Source organism: Acidiphilium cryptum JF-5, from assembly GCF_000016725.1.
GTDB classification, from domain to species: Bacteria; Pseudomonadota; Alphaproteobacteria; order Acetobacterales; family Acetobacteraceae; genus Acidiphilium; species Acidiphilium multivorum.
In genome coordinates this window covers 3,375,346-3,389,227 of record NC_009484.1, presented here as the reverse complement: position 1 = coordinate 3,389,227, position 13,882 = coordinate 3,375,346, and the positions used below count along the sequence as shown (strand labels likewise).

The window sequence follows — 13,882 nt, the reverse complement described above, 5'->3', positions numbered from 1 at the left end:
TTGAAGTGAGGGAATATCATTCCACGGTAAAATCTCGAAAACATCTCACAAGCAAAAGTTGCAGCGACATTATATTCGCTGTTGCGAGACGCTATCACGATAAAACCGAACCGGGACAAACAAGCGCGGGCGGCCGCAAGGAACAGCCGCCAAGACACTCGAATTGTTACGATTGTATGACGCGCCAGCGAGGCGCGCAACAGACCTCAGGCCGAAGCCGAAAGGGCCTTCACACGCGCCGACAGGCGGGACAGCTTGCGCGAAGCCGTGTTGGCCTTCAACACACCCTTCGTCACGGCGCGCTGCAGTTCGGGCTGCGCGGCAATGAATGCCGTCCGCGCCTCGATGTGATTGCCCGTCGCGATCGCCTCCTCCACCTTGCGGATAAAGCTGTGCACGCGCGACCGACGGGCCTTGTTGCGAGCGGTGCGCACAAGGGTCTGACGGATGCGCTTCTGCGCCGATGCGATGTTGGCCATGGGCGAACTGTCTCTTCCTGTAAACGGAACAAAAACCACAGGCCGCAGCGAAATTTGCCGCGGCCCGTGTGGGAGAGTGCTTATCGCCGCGTGAGGCGGGCGTCAAGCATCAAGACGCGAAGCCGCTGCCCTTGCCGCTCACAGGCATCCGGGCAAGTCACTTGTAGCGGACGGCGGCCCTGCCGAGCGACCGGACCGCGCTCAATCCGCCGACGCCTCATTTCAGCGCCGCCAGCGCCCGATCAAGGTCATCAATCAGGTCGGCGACATCCTCGAGCCCCACCGAGAAGCGGATCGTGCCGCCATTGATCCCGAGGCGCGCCCGCTCGGCCGGCGCGATGCGCGAATGGGTGGTGGTTTCCGGGTGCGTCACCATCGATTTCGAGTCACCGAGATTGTTGGAAATCGCAATGAGCTCGAGCGCGTTCATGAAGCGGAACGCCGCGTCCTTGCCGCCGTCGAGTTCAAAGGTCACGAGTGTGCCGCCGGCACTCATCTGCTGCCTTGCGAGATCGACCTGCGGATGATCGGCCCGGAAAGGGTAGAGCGCGCGGATGACCTGCCGCTGGCCGGCAAGATGGTCGGCGATGGCGGCGGCCGAACGCGAGGCCTGGCCGACGCGGAGCGCCATTGTCTCCAGCCCCTTCAGGATCACCCAGGCATTGAACGGCGAGATCGCCGGGCCGGTATTGCGGGTGAAGGGCTGGAGCGTGTTGTCGATCCAGTCCTTGCCGCCAAGCACGGCGCCGCCGAGCACGCGGCCCTGGCCGTCCATGTGCTTCGTCGCGGAATAGACCACCACATCAGCGCCGAATTCAAGCGGCCGCTGCAGCAGCGGGGTCGCGAAAACGTTATCGACCACCACGATCGCGCCGGCCTTGTGAGCAAGATCCGCCACGGCCCGCATGTCGATGATCTCGAGCATCGGGTTCGACGGGGTTTCGAGCAGCACCAGCGCCGCTCCCGGCGCCAGCGCGGCCTCCCACGCCGCAAGGTCGCCGCCATCGACGAAGACGCTCTCGATCCCGTAGCGCGGCAGCAGCGTGGAGACGATCCACGAGCACGAGCCGAACAGCGCGCGCGAGGCGACCACGCGGTCTCCCGCCTTGAGATGGGCGAGCAGGGCGGCATTGACCGCGGCCATTCCCGTCGCCGTGGCACGGCAGGCTTCCGCCCCCTCCAGGGTCGCGAGCCGGGCCTCCAGCATGCTCACGGTCGGGTTGCCGAAGCGTGAATACTGATAATGGGAGATCTCACCCTTGAAGGTCGCTTCCGCCTGCTCGGCATTATCGTAGACGAAGCCGGAGGTGAGGTAGAGCGCTTCGGCGTTCTCGGCGAAGTTGGACCTGACCTGGCCAGCATGAACCAGGTTGGTCGCGGGACGATAGATGCGTGAGGTCATGTTCCGTCTATATCCTGCCCGCGCCGGACGGCAACCCACACCGGCAGAACGCTGTCGCGCGGCCCTTCGCCGGCGGCAGGCGGGCCGCCCCGATCAGCCCGCCAGGGCGGCGGCGCCAGAGAGCGACGTATCCCCCAGCCAGCGGCCAAGTGCTGGAACCAGCCGAGCCGCGGGCTGAAAGCCTTCGGTCACGAGGGCATACTCGTGTTCGGTGCCGGAACTCGCGATGAGGGTGGGAAACCCGGTGATGCCGGCCTGCTGGGTAATCGCAAAATCCTGCCAGGTTTCGGCACCGAGTTCGTCGGAACAGAGCGTATCGCGGAACTGGTTCGCGTTGAAGCCGAGCCGTGCTGCGATTCCGGCAAGCACAACCGGATTCGTGACGTCCTCGTTCCCGGTGTAGAAAGCACGCTGGATGGCGGCGAGAAGGTCGAATGCATCCGCCATCGAGCGGCGACGGGCCACCACCAGCGCACGGCAAGCCGGCTCGGTGTCGTAGACGAAGCGGGCGCGGTCGAAAAACGAGAAATCGAAAGGCTGACCAGACGCGTTCCGCACATGCTCCCAATGCCCGCGGGTGCGGGCCTTGGCGGCCTCGTCCATCGGCTCGGTCGTGCCGGGCCGCAGCCCGCCAACGATCAGACGAACCGGCAGGCGTTCGCCATACCTCCCGCGGATGGCGTTGATCACCGGCGCGAAACCCCAGCACCAGGAGCACATAGGGTCTGCAAAGTAGACGAGATGCGGTTGAGTCATCATGTTGGCTGGCTTCTAGTGCGGTCCCGAGACACGTTGTTTTGTAGCAAACGTTACATTATATCATGGTGGACGATGATTCAAACCAGTACAGCTGCCCGATGCCGCGCCCACGCAGTCTGACAAACGAAGACCTGCTCGATCGGGCCATCCCGATCTTTCTCGGCAAGGGCTATGCCGGGGCTTCGTTGCGCGACCTGACAGAGGCCACGGGGCTCAGTGCCGCTGCGCTTTATCATCGGTATGGCGACAAGAACGGCCTGTTCCGCGCCGCTATCGACCGTTATGCCGATGACATGATGGTGCCGCTTCTTGAACGGTTTGCCGCCGAAGACGATCCGATCGCGGCGATCGCCGGGCTTCTCGCGCATCTGAGCCATGTTTCGGCGCAGGACCCGCATCGGATGGGGTGCCTGCTGGTCAACAGCGCGATGGATGGCGGACCGATTTCGGCTGAGGCCCGCGCTCAGGTCCATGCCCGGCTGAGCCAGCTGGAAGCATTCTTTCGCGATCGGCTTGAACACGCACGGGACCAGGGGCGCCTGCCCGCCGGGATCGAACCTCCGGCGCAGGCGGAACTCCTCCTCGCGACCGTTCTCGCCTTGCGCACCCTGGCGCGCCTCGATCCAGACCCCGGCCGGCTCGACCGGCTGGTCGCCGACGCGATGAGCCGCCTTCATCCCGGCGGATCCGGGACTCCATGAGCGGTCTTCACTGCCGGACCACGCCGAACGGCCGCCAGACCGTGATCCTGCTCGAAGAGGCCGGGCTCGATTTCCGGATCGAGCCGCGAGCGCGGCATCGGCACTCCCTCGACGATTTTCCCAACCTGAAGCGCCGGTTCACGGCAATCGCCGCGCGGCGCGCCTGCGATCTGGCGCAGACGATCAACAACACGCCGACCGTATCCGCGACACGCGGGCGCACTCGTTCGGCCCGCGGGCAAGGAGACCCTGATGCGTGAACCCCTGAAGCTCTACGATCTCGCCGGCGCCGACGAACGCGTCCGGTTCAGCCCGAATTGCTGGCGCACCCGCTTCGCGCTGGCGCACAAGGGCCTGCCCTGCGAGACCGTGGTCTGGCGCTTCATGGAAAAGGACGCCATCGCCTTCTCCGGCCAGGGCAAGGTGCCCGTGCTGGTCGATGGCACCCGCCACGTGCATGACAGCTGGACCATCGCTCTTTATCTCGAGGATACCTATCCCGACCGGCCGAGCCTGTTCGGCGGCGCTGCCGGCCGCGGCCTCGCCCGCTTCGTCAACCAGTGGACCAGCGAGGTGCTTCATCCCGCCATTGCGAAGGTGGTCCTGCCCGACCTCGTCGACATCCTGCACGAGGGCGACCGCGACTATTACCGCTCGACGCGCGAGGCCGCGTTCGGCACCACGGTCGGGGCGCTGCGGGCGGCGCGCGAGGACAACGTGAACGCGCTCCGCACCACATTGCGGCCGTTGCGCAGCACGCTGGCGGACCAGAAATTTCTCGCCGGCGACGCCCCGAACTATGCCGACCATGTCGCCTTCAGCGCCTTCCTCTGGGCGCACGCCTCGTCCCCGGTGAAGATCCTCGCCGCCGATGACACGCTGCACGCCTGGTGCGGGCGCATGTTCGACGCCTATGACGGCCTGGCTCGCCTCCTGCCGGCCGCCGCCTGAACGGGAGGAAGCCGATGTCCGCCATCGAGGGTATCCGCGCCTGCGTGTTCGACGCCTATGGCACGCTCTTCGATTTCGGCTCCGCCGTCACCCGCTGTCCGGATGTGCCGGATGACCGCCGCGCGGCGCTGGTGACACTCTGGCGGGACAAGCAGCTGCAATACACCTGGCTGCGCAGCCTGCAGAACCTCTACACCGATTTTGAGACCGTCACCGCCGACGCGCTCGATTTCGCGCTGGAGGCGACCGGCCTCGCCGACCCCAGGCGGCGCGCCGCGCTGCTGGCTCTCTACCGCATCGTCTCGGCCTATCCGGAGGTCAAGGCGACGCTGGGCACACTGAAGGCGAAGGGGATTGCCACGGCGATACTCTCGAACGGCACCCCGGCGATGCTCGCCGCCGCCATCGCCCATGCCGGGCTCGGCGACGTGCTCGACCATGTGCTGTCGGTCGAGGCGGTCGGCGTGTTCAAGACCGATCCGCGCGTCTACCAGTTGGTGCCGGCGCGGCTCGGGGTCCAGCGCAAGGAAGTCTGCTTTGTTTCCTCGAATGGCTGGGATGCCTACGGTGCCTCGGCCTTCGGCTTCCGCGTCGCCTGGTGCAACCGGGCGCGGCAGCCGGCGGAGCGGCTGCCTGGCGCGCCCGATGCGGCGATCAGCGATCTCTCGGCCCTGCCCGGCCTGCTCGGCCTCGGCTAAGCCAGCGCGCTTGCGCCGCCCGGTCCGGCGGCATAATGATTTGGACAGGAATCGGTGGCCCGCAAGGGCTGAAACGGGAATGCAGAAGGGCGAGATGGTGCCCCGGCTGCGGCTGCCCCCGCAACTGTGAGCGGCGAGGCGCGTTCATTCCGGCCATTGCGAGGCGGCGCAGACCGTCCGCGAGAAGGCCGAACGCGCCCATGACCCGCGAGCCAGGAGACCGGCCGGTCCCGAGACCATGCGCGCGCGTCCGGGCGGGGTGAACCGGGTGCGAAGGGTGAAGTCCCGAAGCCTTCGGTCGCCCTGATGGCAACACCCGCCCCGCCGGGTGCCGGACCGGAGTTTTTCCATGCGCGAGTTCGCGCGACACATCTTTTTCGTCCCCCTCGCTTTGTGCGGGGCGCTCGTCGGCGCCCGCGCCCAGAGCGCACGGCTTCCCGCCGGCACCGTGCCGATCGAGACCGTCACCGCCTCCTATGTGCGGACACCCATTGCCGACACCCCCGCATCGGTCACGGTCATCACGGCGGCGCAACTTCGCCGGCGCGGCGTGACCACCCTGGCCCAGGCGCTCGAGGCGGTTCCCGGCCTGAACGTCGTGCAATCGGGTGGGCCGGGCGCGCAGACCTCCGTCTTCATCGACGGCACGAATTCCGAAGACGTGCTGGTGCTGCGCGACGGCGTGCCGGTGAACGATCCCTCGGTGGCCAACGGCGCGTTCAATTTCGGCAATTCCGGCATCGGCGATATCGCGCGGATCGTGGTGGTCCGCGGCCCGATGTCCAGCCTCTACGGCTCGGGCGCGATCGGCGGCGTCATCAACCTGATCAGCAAGCGCGGGCACGGCGCGCCGCATGTCGATTACGACCTCGCCGGCGGCTTTCCCGGCCAGGGCGAAGGCAGCGTCACACTCTCCGGCCAGAGCGGCAAATTCGATTACGCGATCACCGGCTCCCTCATCGAACAGGCAGGGTTCGACGCGACGGCGCGGCGCCTCGCCGTCTACGCCGCGCATCGCGATCCGTTCCGCTACAAGCTCGGCGCCATCAATCTCGGCTACACGCCGGTCGCCGGCACGCGGATCTCGCTGATCGTCCGCGCGCGGCAGACCGGGAGCCAATATCCCGATCTCGGCTATCCGATCTTCGACGATCCCTATGAAAACAGCTTCGATTCGAATGTCTTTTTCCGCTTCGGCGTGAAGTCGCACCTGTTCGACAACCGGCTGATCACCGAACTCGACATCGCCCACATCCAGGACGACCGTCGCTACCTGACTTTGCTCGATCCCGCCGACCCCAACCAGTTCGCCGGCGACAGCGGCTATCGCGGCGATCGCACTGTGATCCAGTGGAACAACGTGATCCGCCTGCCGGATTTTGGCCCGATGACCGACCCGACGCTCGTCGCCGGCATCGAGACCACACACGATACGGCGGTCGAAAACTACAACGCCAGCTTTGGCGGCTATCCCTACCTCCAGAGCCTCGCTGCCTCGCAATCCACCACCGCGGGGCATTTCGGCGCGCAGGCCACCATAGCGCGCCGCCTGTCGGTGCAGGGCGCTGTCCGTGCGGATTCGGTCAGCGGCTACGGCACCGTGGTGACGGAGCGCGGCGGCCTCGTGCTCGCCGTACCCGCAATCGACACGCGGCTGAAAGCCTCGGCGGGCAGCGGCTTTCTCGCCCCCTCGCTCTACGACCTGCACGGCATCGACAGTTACGGATATCACGGCAACCCGAACCTCCACCCCGAACACTCGGTCGGCTACCGGTTCGGTTTCGAGACCGTGCTGCCCGCCTTCGGCATACCCGAAGCGGTCACGCTGCGGATGAGCTATTTCCACCAGGACATCTCGAACCTGTTCGAGTACACTTCCCTGCCTGACGGCACCAGCACGGAGGAAAACGTCGCCCGCGCCCGGATTCACGGCATCGAGGCGGGCATCGGCTTCGCGCCGGCCCCCTGGCTCTCCGGCCAGATCGACTATACCCGCACCATCGCCCGCGATGCTGCGACCGGCACCGCCCTCCTGCGTCGGCCGGAAAACGCCGGATCGCTCACCCTCTCGATCCGCCCGATCCCGGCGCTGTCGATCGAACCGACCGTTCGCTATGTCGGCCGCTTCTCGGATTACCTCTACGCCAATTCCGGCTATCCGATCACCTCCGGCAATCCGAGCGGCGTCGGCCTCGCCCAGCCCGGCACGATCGCCAATCTCGCGGTGAACTACCGGATCAGCCGCGCGCTCACCCTCTTCGCGATCGGTCGCAACCTGACCAACTCGGCATTCGAACCCGTGAATGGATTGCAGATTCCGGGGCAGAACTTCCTTTTCGGCTTGCGGGGAACCATCGGCGGCTGAACCTTTGCTCACCGCATAAGACATATTCATGAAATACATATGCTGCGGCGCACAAAATTCTTGAACGGGAAAGCGATTCCGCCATATAGTGCAACGCAGCAAACGATCAGTCGTTTGTCTGCTTTCTTGGACGTTTCCTCCCTAAACTTGGCGGCCTCGTGGCCGCCTTTTTTTTTGCGGCAGTTGCCGGCGACGCGGTGGAGGAGCCAAAAAACACTTGCCTTCGCTCACGAGCTGTTTACCTTGCGCATGGCAGCTATCTCACAAAAGCAAGAAGGACGGGACCAATGGCACTATCAAGGCGCAAAGCTCTGCGTGGAGCGGCGGGAACATTCATCCTCGCCTCGGCAAGTCCCATCGCCCTGGCGGCGGACAAGGTCTATCACATCGGGATTACGCTGCCCCTGACCGGCGCAGATGCCGAGGCCGCGCACCTCATTCTTCACGGCGCGCAGCTCGCCATCAAGCTCGCCAACCAGAGCGGCGAACTCGGCGACATCCGCCTCGAGCCGATGATCCTGAACAACGCGACCGCGACTGCCGGCCAGTACGATCCGGCCCAGGCCGCCACCAACGCGCGCAAACTGGCCGGCACGCGCACGGTGCTTGCCAATGTCGGCCCCGAGATGAGCGGCTCCGGCAAGGCGATGGCGCCGATCCTCTCGATGGCCAATCTCGCGACCATCACCCCCTCGTCCACCGCGCCCGACATCACCAATCCGGCCTATGCCGGCGAGTTCGATCCGGGCGGCAAGCCGATCTATTTCCGCACCGTGACGACCGATGCCTATCAGGGCCCGAACATGGCGAATTTCTACGCCGAGGTCCTGAAGGTGAAGAGCGTCTACATCCTCGATGACAGCGGCGCCTACGGCGTCGGCCTCGCCAACGCCTTCGAAGCCCAGGCGAAGAAGAAGGGCATCAAGGTCCTCGGCCGCGACCGGCTCGACCCCAAGGCCGCCGACTATTCCGCCGTGCTCACCAAGATTGCCGCGACCAAGACCGCCTCGCTCTATTACGGCGGCACGATGCAGGCCGGCGTGAAGCTGGTGAAGCAGAGCTACCAGATCATTCCGCACGTGATCAAAGGCGGCGGCGACGGCATCCTGAGCCCCGAAATGATGACGGCCGCCGGTTTCCCCGCCGCCGAGGGCTGGTATGGCACCAACGCCTCGCCGCATGTGGTCGATGACCCGAAGCTGGCGAACTGGGTCAAGCTCTATACGAAAACCTACGGCGTCGCGCCGGACGATTACGCCATCACCGCCTATGACGCCGCCCTCGTCGCCATCGCCGGCATCAAGGCGGTGCAAAAGGCAGGCAAGCCGCTCACCGCCGCCAATGTCCGCGACGCGATCGCGACCGTGCATGTCAACGGCTTGCAGGGGCCGATCAGCTTCGACAAGTATGGCGACATGACCAGCCACATCGTTGCCGTGTTCCAGTTCCACCAGGACAAGTCCGCCCCGCTCGGGGACCTGAACAAGCAGATGCGATACGTCGGCGTGGCGCCGCAGCACTGACGCGGCGCCCATGACCGGAATGGCGGTTTTTCTCCAGCAGCTCGTCAACGGGCTGAGCCTGGGGGCGATGTACGCGCTGCTGGCACTCGGGTTCACCCTTGTCTACGGCATTCTCGAGCTGATCAATTTCGCGCATTTCAACGTCTTCATGGTGGGAGCGTTCGTTGGCCTCATCGTGCTGCAATGGTTCGGCCTGCAGGGCCAGGCGGTGGTGCTGCACGGCGCCCCGCTGGTGCTCTCGCTGCTCGCCGCCCTCGCGGTGACGATGGTGACCTCCGGCGTGCTCGGCGTCGCGATCGAGCGCTACACGCTGCGGCCGATGCGCAACGTGCGCGGGCCGATGGCGATGATCACCACGATCGGCGTCTCCTACATCCTGTTCAACGTCGTGCTGCTGCTGACCAACGCCCAGGCGCTGAACTACCCCGACCCGATGCCGAGCATCGACTACCATCTCGGCGGGGTGACGATCCGCCTCAAGGCGGTGATCATCTGGATCGTCGCGGCAGTGCTGATGTGGGGGCTGAACCTGTTCGTCAGGCGTTCGCGCCTCGGCAAGGCGATGCGCGCCGTCGCCCAGGATGCCGAGGCCGCGCGGATGATGGGTGTGGAGGTCGATCAGGTGGTGATGATCGCCTTCTTCGCCGGCTCCGCCCTGGCCGGCGCCGCCGGGATGATCTTTGGCCTGTACTACAATTTCACCCAGTACAGCATCGGTTACACCGCGGGTCTGCGCGCCTTTACCGCCGCCGTGCTCGGCGGCATCGGCAACGTGCCGGGGGCGATGGTCGGCGGCCTCCTCATCGGCCTGATCGAGACGATCGGCAGCCAGTACATCGCCGCGAAATGGGCCGATGTGATCATCTTCTCGATCCTGATCCTCACGCTGGTCTTCCGCCCGGCCGGCCTGCTCGGCGCGCAGGCGCCCAACCGCTCGTAGGCGGCGATGAAGCGCCTCGCCCTGCTCTCGCCCCGCCAGCGCCAGGCGCTGTTCGCCGCCCTGCTGATGGTGCTTCTGCTGCTGCCCTTCCTCGGCATCGGCCAGGCGAATATCGACGTCGCGGCCAATAGCTGCGCCTATGCCGCACTGGCGCTCGGGCTGAACATCGTGGTCGGTTTCACCGGCCTGCTCGATCTCGGCTACGCCGCGTTCTTCGCCATTGGCGCCTATGCCTATGGCATCCTGAACTCGTTCCAGCTCCACCCGCACTGGAGCGCGGCCTGGGCGCCGCTCGCGGCGATCGGCTTCGTCGCGAAACTCGGCGCGGGTGCGGCGGCGACGGTGCATTTCACCTTCCCCTTCTGGCTGATGCTGCCGGCCTCCGCCGTCATCGCCGCCTGTTTCGGCATGGCGTTCGGCGCGCCGACCCTGCGGCTGAAGGGCGACTATCTCGCCATCGTCACCCTCGGCTTCGGCGAGATCGTGCCGATCGTCGCGCGCAACTGGTCCTCGCTCACCAACGGCGCCGAGGGGCTGAACGGCGTCGGCCCGCCGGTGCTGTTCGGCTACCGCTTCGGCATTAACGCGACACCTTATTATTACGTCGGCCTTGGCCTCGTGCTGCTGCTGCTCTTCATCTCGCTGCGGCTGAAACCCTCGCGGATCGGCCGGGCCTGGATGGCGGTGCGCGAGGACGAGATCGCCGCCAGCGCAATGGGCGTGCACACCACGCGGCTGAAGCTGCTCGCCTTCGCCATGGGCGCCGGGTTCGCCGGCATGACCGGCACGTTCTACATCGCCAAGCTGCAGACCGCGACGCCGGACATGTTCGACCTGCCGGTCTCGATCATGGTGCTGGTGATGATCGTGCTTGGCGGCCTCGCGAGCGTCTGGGGCGCCATTCTCGGCGCGGTGCTGCTCGAACTGCTGCAGGCCTGGTTCCTGCCCGCCCTGTCCGGCTGGGTGCAGGGGCTCGGCAACGCGATCCATTCGCCTTTCCTGCAAAATCTCGAGCTCACCTCGGCCTCGGAACTGATCTTCGGCATCATTCTGGTGACCATGATGCTCTACCGGCGCGACGGCCTCGTTCCGGTCGGCCGGAACGAGGTGCGGCTGAGCTATGAGCAGCAGGACGCCGCCGTCTCCCGCGGCGCCGCCCCGGCCGTGGCCAGGCTGCGCGCCGGGCTCGCCGAAACCACCGCCGACGCACGGCCCGCCGCGCTCGAAATCCGCGACCTCACCGTGAAATTCGGCGGGCTGACCGCGCTGAAATCGGTCTCGCTCGATGTCCCGCCCAGCAGCATCGTCGCCGTGATCGGGCCGAATGGCTCGGGCAAATCCACCCTGTTCAATAGCATCACCGGCCTCGTGAAACCCTCCGCCGGCGTAGTGCGCTTCGCCGGGCGCGACCTGCTTGGCCTGCGGCCAGACCAGGTGCTGCGCGCCGGCGTCGCCCGCACCTTCCAGAACATCCGCCTGTTCCCCAACCTCACGGTGATGGAAAATGTGCTGATCGGCCAGCACACGCATCTCTCCGCCGGCGCGGCCGGGGCGGTGCTCGGCCTGCCCCGCGTGCGCGCCGAGGAACGCGAAGCGCGCGAATTCGTGCTCGAACTGCTGGCGATGTTCGGCAACCGCCTGGTGCCGCGGATCGACCAGGGCGTGGCGCAACTCTCCTACGCCAATCGCCGCCGTGTCGAGATCGCCCGCGCGCTCGCCTCCCGCCCGCGCCTGCTGATGCTCGACGAGCCGACGGCGGGCATGAACCCGGCGGAAAGCATCGAACTCGCCGAACAGATCGCCGCCTTCCGCGATTTCGGCCTCACTGTCCTGCTGGTGGAGCACAAGCTCGATGTCGTCACCCGCCTCGCCGACAACGTGATCGTCCTCAACCATGGCGAGAAACTCGCCGAGGGACGGGCCGACGAGGTGCGGCGGAACGAGGCGGTGATCGAGGCCTATATCGGCCGGGGCGTGGTCGATGCCTGAGGAAACCCTGCTCGAATTCGCCGGCGTGCACACCCATTACGGCGACCTGCACGTGCTCAAGGGCGTCGACTATTCGGTCGCGCCGGACGACATCGTGGTGCTGCTCGGCGGCAATGCCAGCGGCAAGTCGACCACGATGAAGACGATCATGGGCACCGTCACCCCTTCCCAAGGCGAGGTGCGCTTCCGCGGCGCGCCGATCAACCGGCTCAGCACCTCGGAGCGGGTCAGGCGCGGTATCGCCCCGGTGCTGGAGGCGCGGCGACTGTTCCCGCGCATGACGGTCTACGAGAATCTCGAAATGGGCGCCTATACGCGCAAGCGCGGCCCGGAATTCGACGAGGATCTCGAACGTGTCTATGAGCTGTTCCCCCGCGTGAAGGAACGCCGCCACCAGCTCGCCGGCACGCTGTCGGGCGGCGAGCAACAGATGGTCGCGATCGGCCGCGCACTGATGGCCCGCCCGGCGCTGATCTGCATGGACGAACCCTCGATGGGCCTCTCGCCGCGCTTCGTCGAGATCGTGTTCGGCATCATCCAGACCATCAACCGCCAGGGTGTGGCCATCTTCATGGTCGAGCAGAACGCCCACATGGCGCTGCAAATCGCCAGCCGCGGCTACGTGCTGCAGACCGGGCGGGTCGTGCTCTCAGGCCCCGCCGCAGACCTCGCCGCCAACCCGGCGATCCGCGAGGCCTATCTCGGCGAGCTGCAAGTGGAGGAAAACTAGCCCGGCAGCGGCACGTTCACGCCGAAGATCTGCAGGAGCAGAATGACGTTGAGTCCGAGGATCACGATGGCGCCACCGATCGCGGCGATGGCGGTGATCCCGCGCACCGCGAGCGCGCCCATCAGCGCCCGCCGTGTGGAAAACCACAGCAATGCCAGCATCGGCACCGGCAGCGCCAGGCTCAGCACCACCTGGCTGAGCACCAGCGCACGTGTCGGGTTCACGCCGAGGCCGATCACCACGAAGCCGGGGATCATGGTCAGCGCCCGGCGAAGCCAGATCGGGATCGAAAAACCGACAAATCCCTGCATCACCATCTGCCCCGCCAGCGTGCCCACTACGGAGGACGACACGCCGGAGGCCAGCAGCGAAATGAGGAAGATCACGGCGGCACCGGCGCCGAGCAGCGGCGAGAGCGTGCGATAGGCCTCGCCGATCTCGGCGATCCCCTGATGCGCCGGATGGAAGGCGCCGGCGGCCATCGCCACCATCGCCATGTTCACCATCCCGGCGACCCCGAGCGCCGCGAGCACCTCGATATTGGAATAACGCACCAGCCGCCGGCGCTGCGCCGCATCCTGCGGCGCCACCCGCGCGCCGGAGAGGCCGGAATGCAGGAACAGCGCGTGCGGCATTACCGTGGCGCCGACGATGCCGACCGCGATCGTCAGCGCCTCGGCATCCGGCAGGGAGGGCAGCACCGTATGCAGCGCTGCCTGCCGCCAGTGAACCGGCACGATCAGCAACTCGGCGAGATAGCAGAGCGCGATGACGCCCACGAGCGCGCCGATCACCAGTTCCATCGGCCGAAAGCCGCGCCGGTCGAGGAGCAAAATACCGTAGGTCACGATCCCTGTAATCGCCATGCCCGCCATCAGCGGCAAATGCGCGAGCAGCGCTATGCCGATGGCACCGCCAAGAAATTCGGCAAGATCGGTCGCCATGGCGGCGATCTCGCTGATGATCCACATCGGGATGGTCAGCGCCGGCGGCAGCGTGTCGCGGCAGAGTTCGGCGAGATTCCGCCCGGTGACGATCCCGAGCCGGGCAGACAGGCCCTGGAACAGCATCGCGATCAGGCTGGCGAGCAGCACGACCCAGAGCAGGTCATAGCCATAGCGCGCGCCCGCCTGGATGTTCGTCGCGAAATTGCCGGGATCCATATACGCGATCGAGGCGACGACCGCGGGCCCGGCAAAGATCAGCGGGTTACGCCATCCGGCGCGCCCGGCCAGCCGGTCCGCGACGGCGCGTGCCGTTCGTTCGCTCAGCCCAGGCCGGGAAACAAGGTCGCTCACCGCAATCGAAGCCCACCCATGAAAATGTAGCCAAGGCTATATATAGG

Annotated in this window: 13 protein-coding genes and 1 riboswitch; of the genes, 9 read left to right on the top strand and 4 right to left on the bottom strand. The window is 66.2% G+C overall.

The window, feature by feature from the left end; translation table 11 throughout:
* Positions 1–206: 206 nt before the first annotated feature.
* The 3 genes from rpsT to ACRY_RS18015 form a co-directional block, all read right to left on the bottom strand.
* Entirely contained in the window at positions 207–479 is a 273-nt protein-coding gene (rpsT, locus tag ACRY_RS18025; RefSeq protein ID WP_007421597.1) for a 30S ribosomal protein S20, read from the bottom strand.
* A 217-nt stretch (positions 480–696) separates the two neighbouring features.
* The gene (metZ, locus tag ACRY_RS18020) at positions 697–1,881 is read right to left on the bottom strand and encodes an O-succinylhomoserine sulfhydrylase (protein ID WP_012040545.1); all 1,185 of its coding nucleotides are present in this window, start codon (positions 1,879–1,881) and stop codon (positions 697–699) included.
* A 93-nt stretch (positions 1,882–1,974) separates the two neighbouring features.
* Positions 1,975–2,640 carry a DsbA family protein gene (locus ACRY_RS18015; protein ID WP_012040544.1) on the bottom strand — a complete coding sequence of 222 codons (666 nt, stop codon included), beginning with the start codon at positions 2,638–2,640 and terminating at the stop codon, positions 1,975–1,977.
* A 98-nt stretch (positions 2,641–2,738) separates the two neighbouring features.
* On the opposite strand from ACRY_RS18015, the gene ACRY_RS18010 reads away from it, so the two are divergent.
* From ACRY_RS18010 to ACRY_RS17970, 9 genes are all read left to right on the top strand, one after another.
* Positions 2,739–3,341, top strand: a complete 603-nt coding sequence (locus ACRY_RS18010; RefSeq protein ID WP_231295314.1) for a TetR/AcrR family transcriptional regulator — start codon at positions 2,739–2,741, stop codon at positions 3,339–3,341.
* Entirely contained in the window at positions 3,338–3,601 is a 264-nt protein-coding gene (locus tag ACRY_RS18005) for a hypothetical protein (protein WP_012040543.1), read from the top strand. Before ACRY_RS18010 ends, ACRY_RS18005 begins: the two co-directional genes overlap by 4 nt.
* Positions 3,594–4,292, top strand: a complete 699-nt coding sequence (locus tag ACRY_RS18000) for a glutathione S-transferase family protein (protein ID WP_012040542.1) — start codon at positions 3,594–3,596, stop codon at positions 4,290–4,292. Before ACRY_RS18005 ends, ACRY_RS18000 begins: the two co-directional genes overlap by 8 nt.
* A 14-nt stretch (positions 4,293–4,306) precedes the next feature.
* Positions 4,307–4,990 (top strand): haloacid dehalogenase type II, encoded by a 684-nt coding sequence (locus tag ACRY_RS17995; RefSeq protein ID WP_012040541.1) that lies wholly within the window; start codon positions 4,307–4,309, stop codon positions 4,988–4,990.
* A gap of 35 nt (positions 4,991–5,025) precedes the next feature.
* Positions 5,026–5,234, top strand: a riboswitch (cobalamin riboswitch).
* A gap of 105 nt (positions 5,235–5,339) precedes the next feature.
* Positions 5,340–7,355 carry a TonB-dependent receptor plug domain-containing protein gene (locus ACRY_RS17990; RefSeq protein WP_012040540.1) on the top strand — a complete coding sequence of 672 codons (2,016 nt, stop codon included), beginning with the start codon at positions 5,340–5,342 and terminating at the stop codon, positions 7,353–7,355.
* A gap of 287 nt (positions 7,356–7,642) precedes the next feature.
* Positions 7,643–8,878 carry a branched-chain amino acid ABC transporter substrate-binding protein gene (locus ACRY_RS17985; protein WP_012040539.1) on the top strand — a complete coding sequence of 412 codons (1,236 nt, stop codon included), beginning with the start codon at positions 7,643–7,645 and terminating at the stop codon, positions 8,876–8,878.
* Positions 8,879–8,888: 10 nt separating this feature from the next.
* A complete protein-coding gene (locus tag ACRY_RS17980) occupies positions 8,889–9,818 on the top strand; it encodes a branched-chain amino acid ABC transporter permease (protein WP_012040538.1) in 930 nt (309 codons plus the stop codon).
* A 6-nt stretch (positions 9,819–9,824) separates the two neighbouring features.
* Complete coding sequence (locus ACRY_RS17975) at positions 9,825–11,807, top strand: ABC transporter permease subunit (RefSeq protein ID WP_012040537.1); 1,983 nt, start codon at positions 9,825–9,827, stop codon at positions 11,805–11,807.
* Entirely contained in the window at positions 11,800–12,537 is a 738-nt protein-coding gene (locus tag ACRY_RS17970; protein ID WP_012040536.1) for an ABC transporter ATP-binding protein, read from the top strand. Before ACRY_RS17975 ends, ACRY_RS17970 begins: the two co-directional genes overlap by 8 nt.
* Here ACRY_RS17970 and ACRY_RS17965 read toward each other — a convergent pair.
* Complete coding sequence (locus ACRY_RS17965; RefSeq protein WP_012040535.1) at positions 12,534–13,835, bottom strand: Nramp family divalent metal transporter; 1,302 nt, start codon at positions 13,833–13,835, stop codon at positions 12,534–12,536. The two genes, ACRY_RS17970 and ACRY_RS17965, sit on opposite strands and share 4 nt — an antisense overlap.
* Positions 13,836–13,882: the final 47 nt, after the last annotated feature.

What these genes read in the sequence shown, in the direction of transcription:
- rpsT (WP_007421597.1), bottom strand. Translation starts at nt 479, where the DNA reads ATGGCCAACATCGCATCGGCGCAGAAGCGCATCCGTCAGACCCTTGTG.
- metZ (WP_012040545.1), bottom strand. Translation starts at nt 1,881, where the DNA reads ATGACCTCACGCATCTATCGTCCCGCGACCAACCTGGTTCATGCTGGC.
- ACRY_RS18015 (WP_012040544.1), bottom strand. Translation starts at nt 2,640, where the DNA reads ATGATGACTCAACCGCATCTCGTCTACTTTGCAGACCCTATGTGCTCC.
- ACRY_RS18010 (WP_231295314.1), top strand. Translation starts at nt 2,739, where the DNA reads ATGCCGCGCCCACGCAGTCTGACAAACGAAGACCTGCTCGATCGGGCC.
- ACRY_RS18005 (WP_012040543.1), top strand. Translation starts at nt 3,338, where the DNA reads ATGAGCGGTCTTCACTGCCGGACCACGCCGAACGGCCGCCAGACCGTG.
- ACRY_RS18000 (WP_012040542.1), top strand. Translation starts at nt 3,594, where the DNA reads ATGCGTGAACCCCTGAAGCTCTACGATCTCGCCGGCGCCGACGAACGC.
- ACRY_RS17995 (WP_012040541.1), top strand. Translation starts at nt 4,307, where the DNA reads ATGTCCGCCATCGAGGGTATCCGCGCCTGCGTGTTCGACGCCTATGGC.
- ACRY_RS17990 (WP_012040540.1), top strand. Translation starts at nt 5,340, where the DNA reads ATGCGCGAGTTCGCGCGACACATCTTTTTCGTCCCCCTCGCTTTGTGC.
- ACRY_RS17985 (WP_012040539.1), top strand. Translation starts at nt 7,643, where the DNA reads ATGGCACTATCAAGGCGCAAAGCTCTGCGTGGAGCGGCGGGAACATTC.
- ACRY_RS17980 (WP_012040538.1), top strand. Translation starts at nt 8,889, where the DNA reads ATGACCGGAATGGCGGTTTTTCTCCAGCAGCTCGTCAACGGGCTGAGC.
- ACRY_RS17975 (WP_012040537.1), top strand. Translation starts at nt 9,825, where the DNA reads ATGAAGCGCCTCGCCCTGCTCTCGCCCCGCCAGCGCCAGGCGCTGTTC.
- ACRY_RS17970 (WP_012040536.1), top strand. Translation starts at nt 11,800, where the DNA reads ATGCCTGAGGAAACCCTGCTCGAATTCGCCGGCGTGCACACCCATTAC.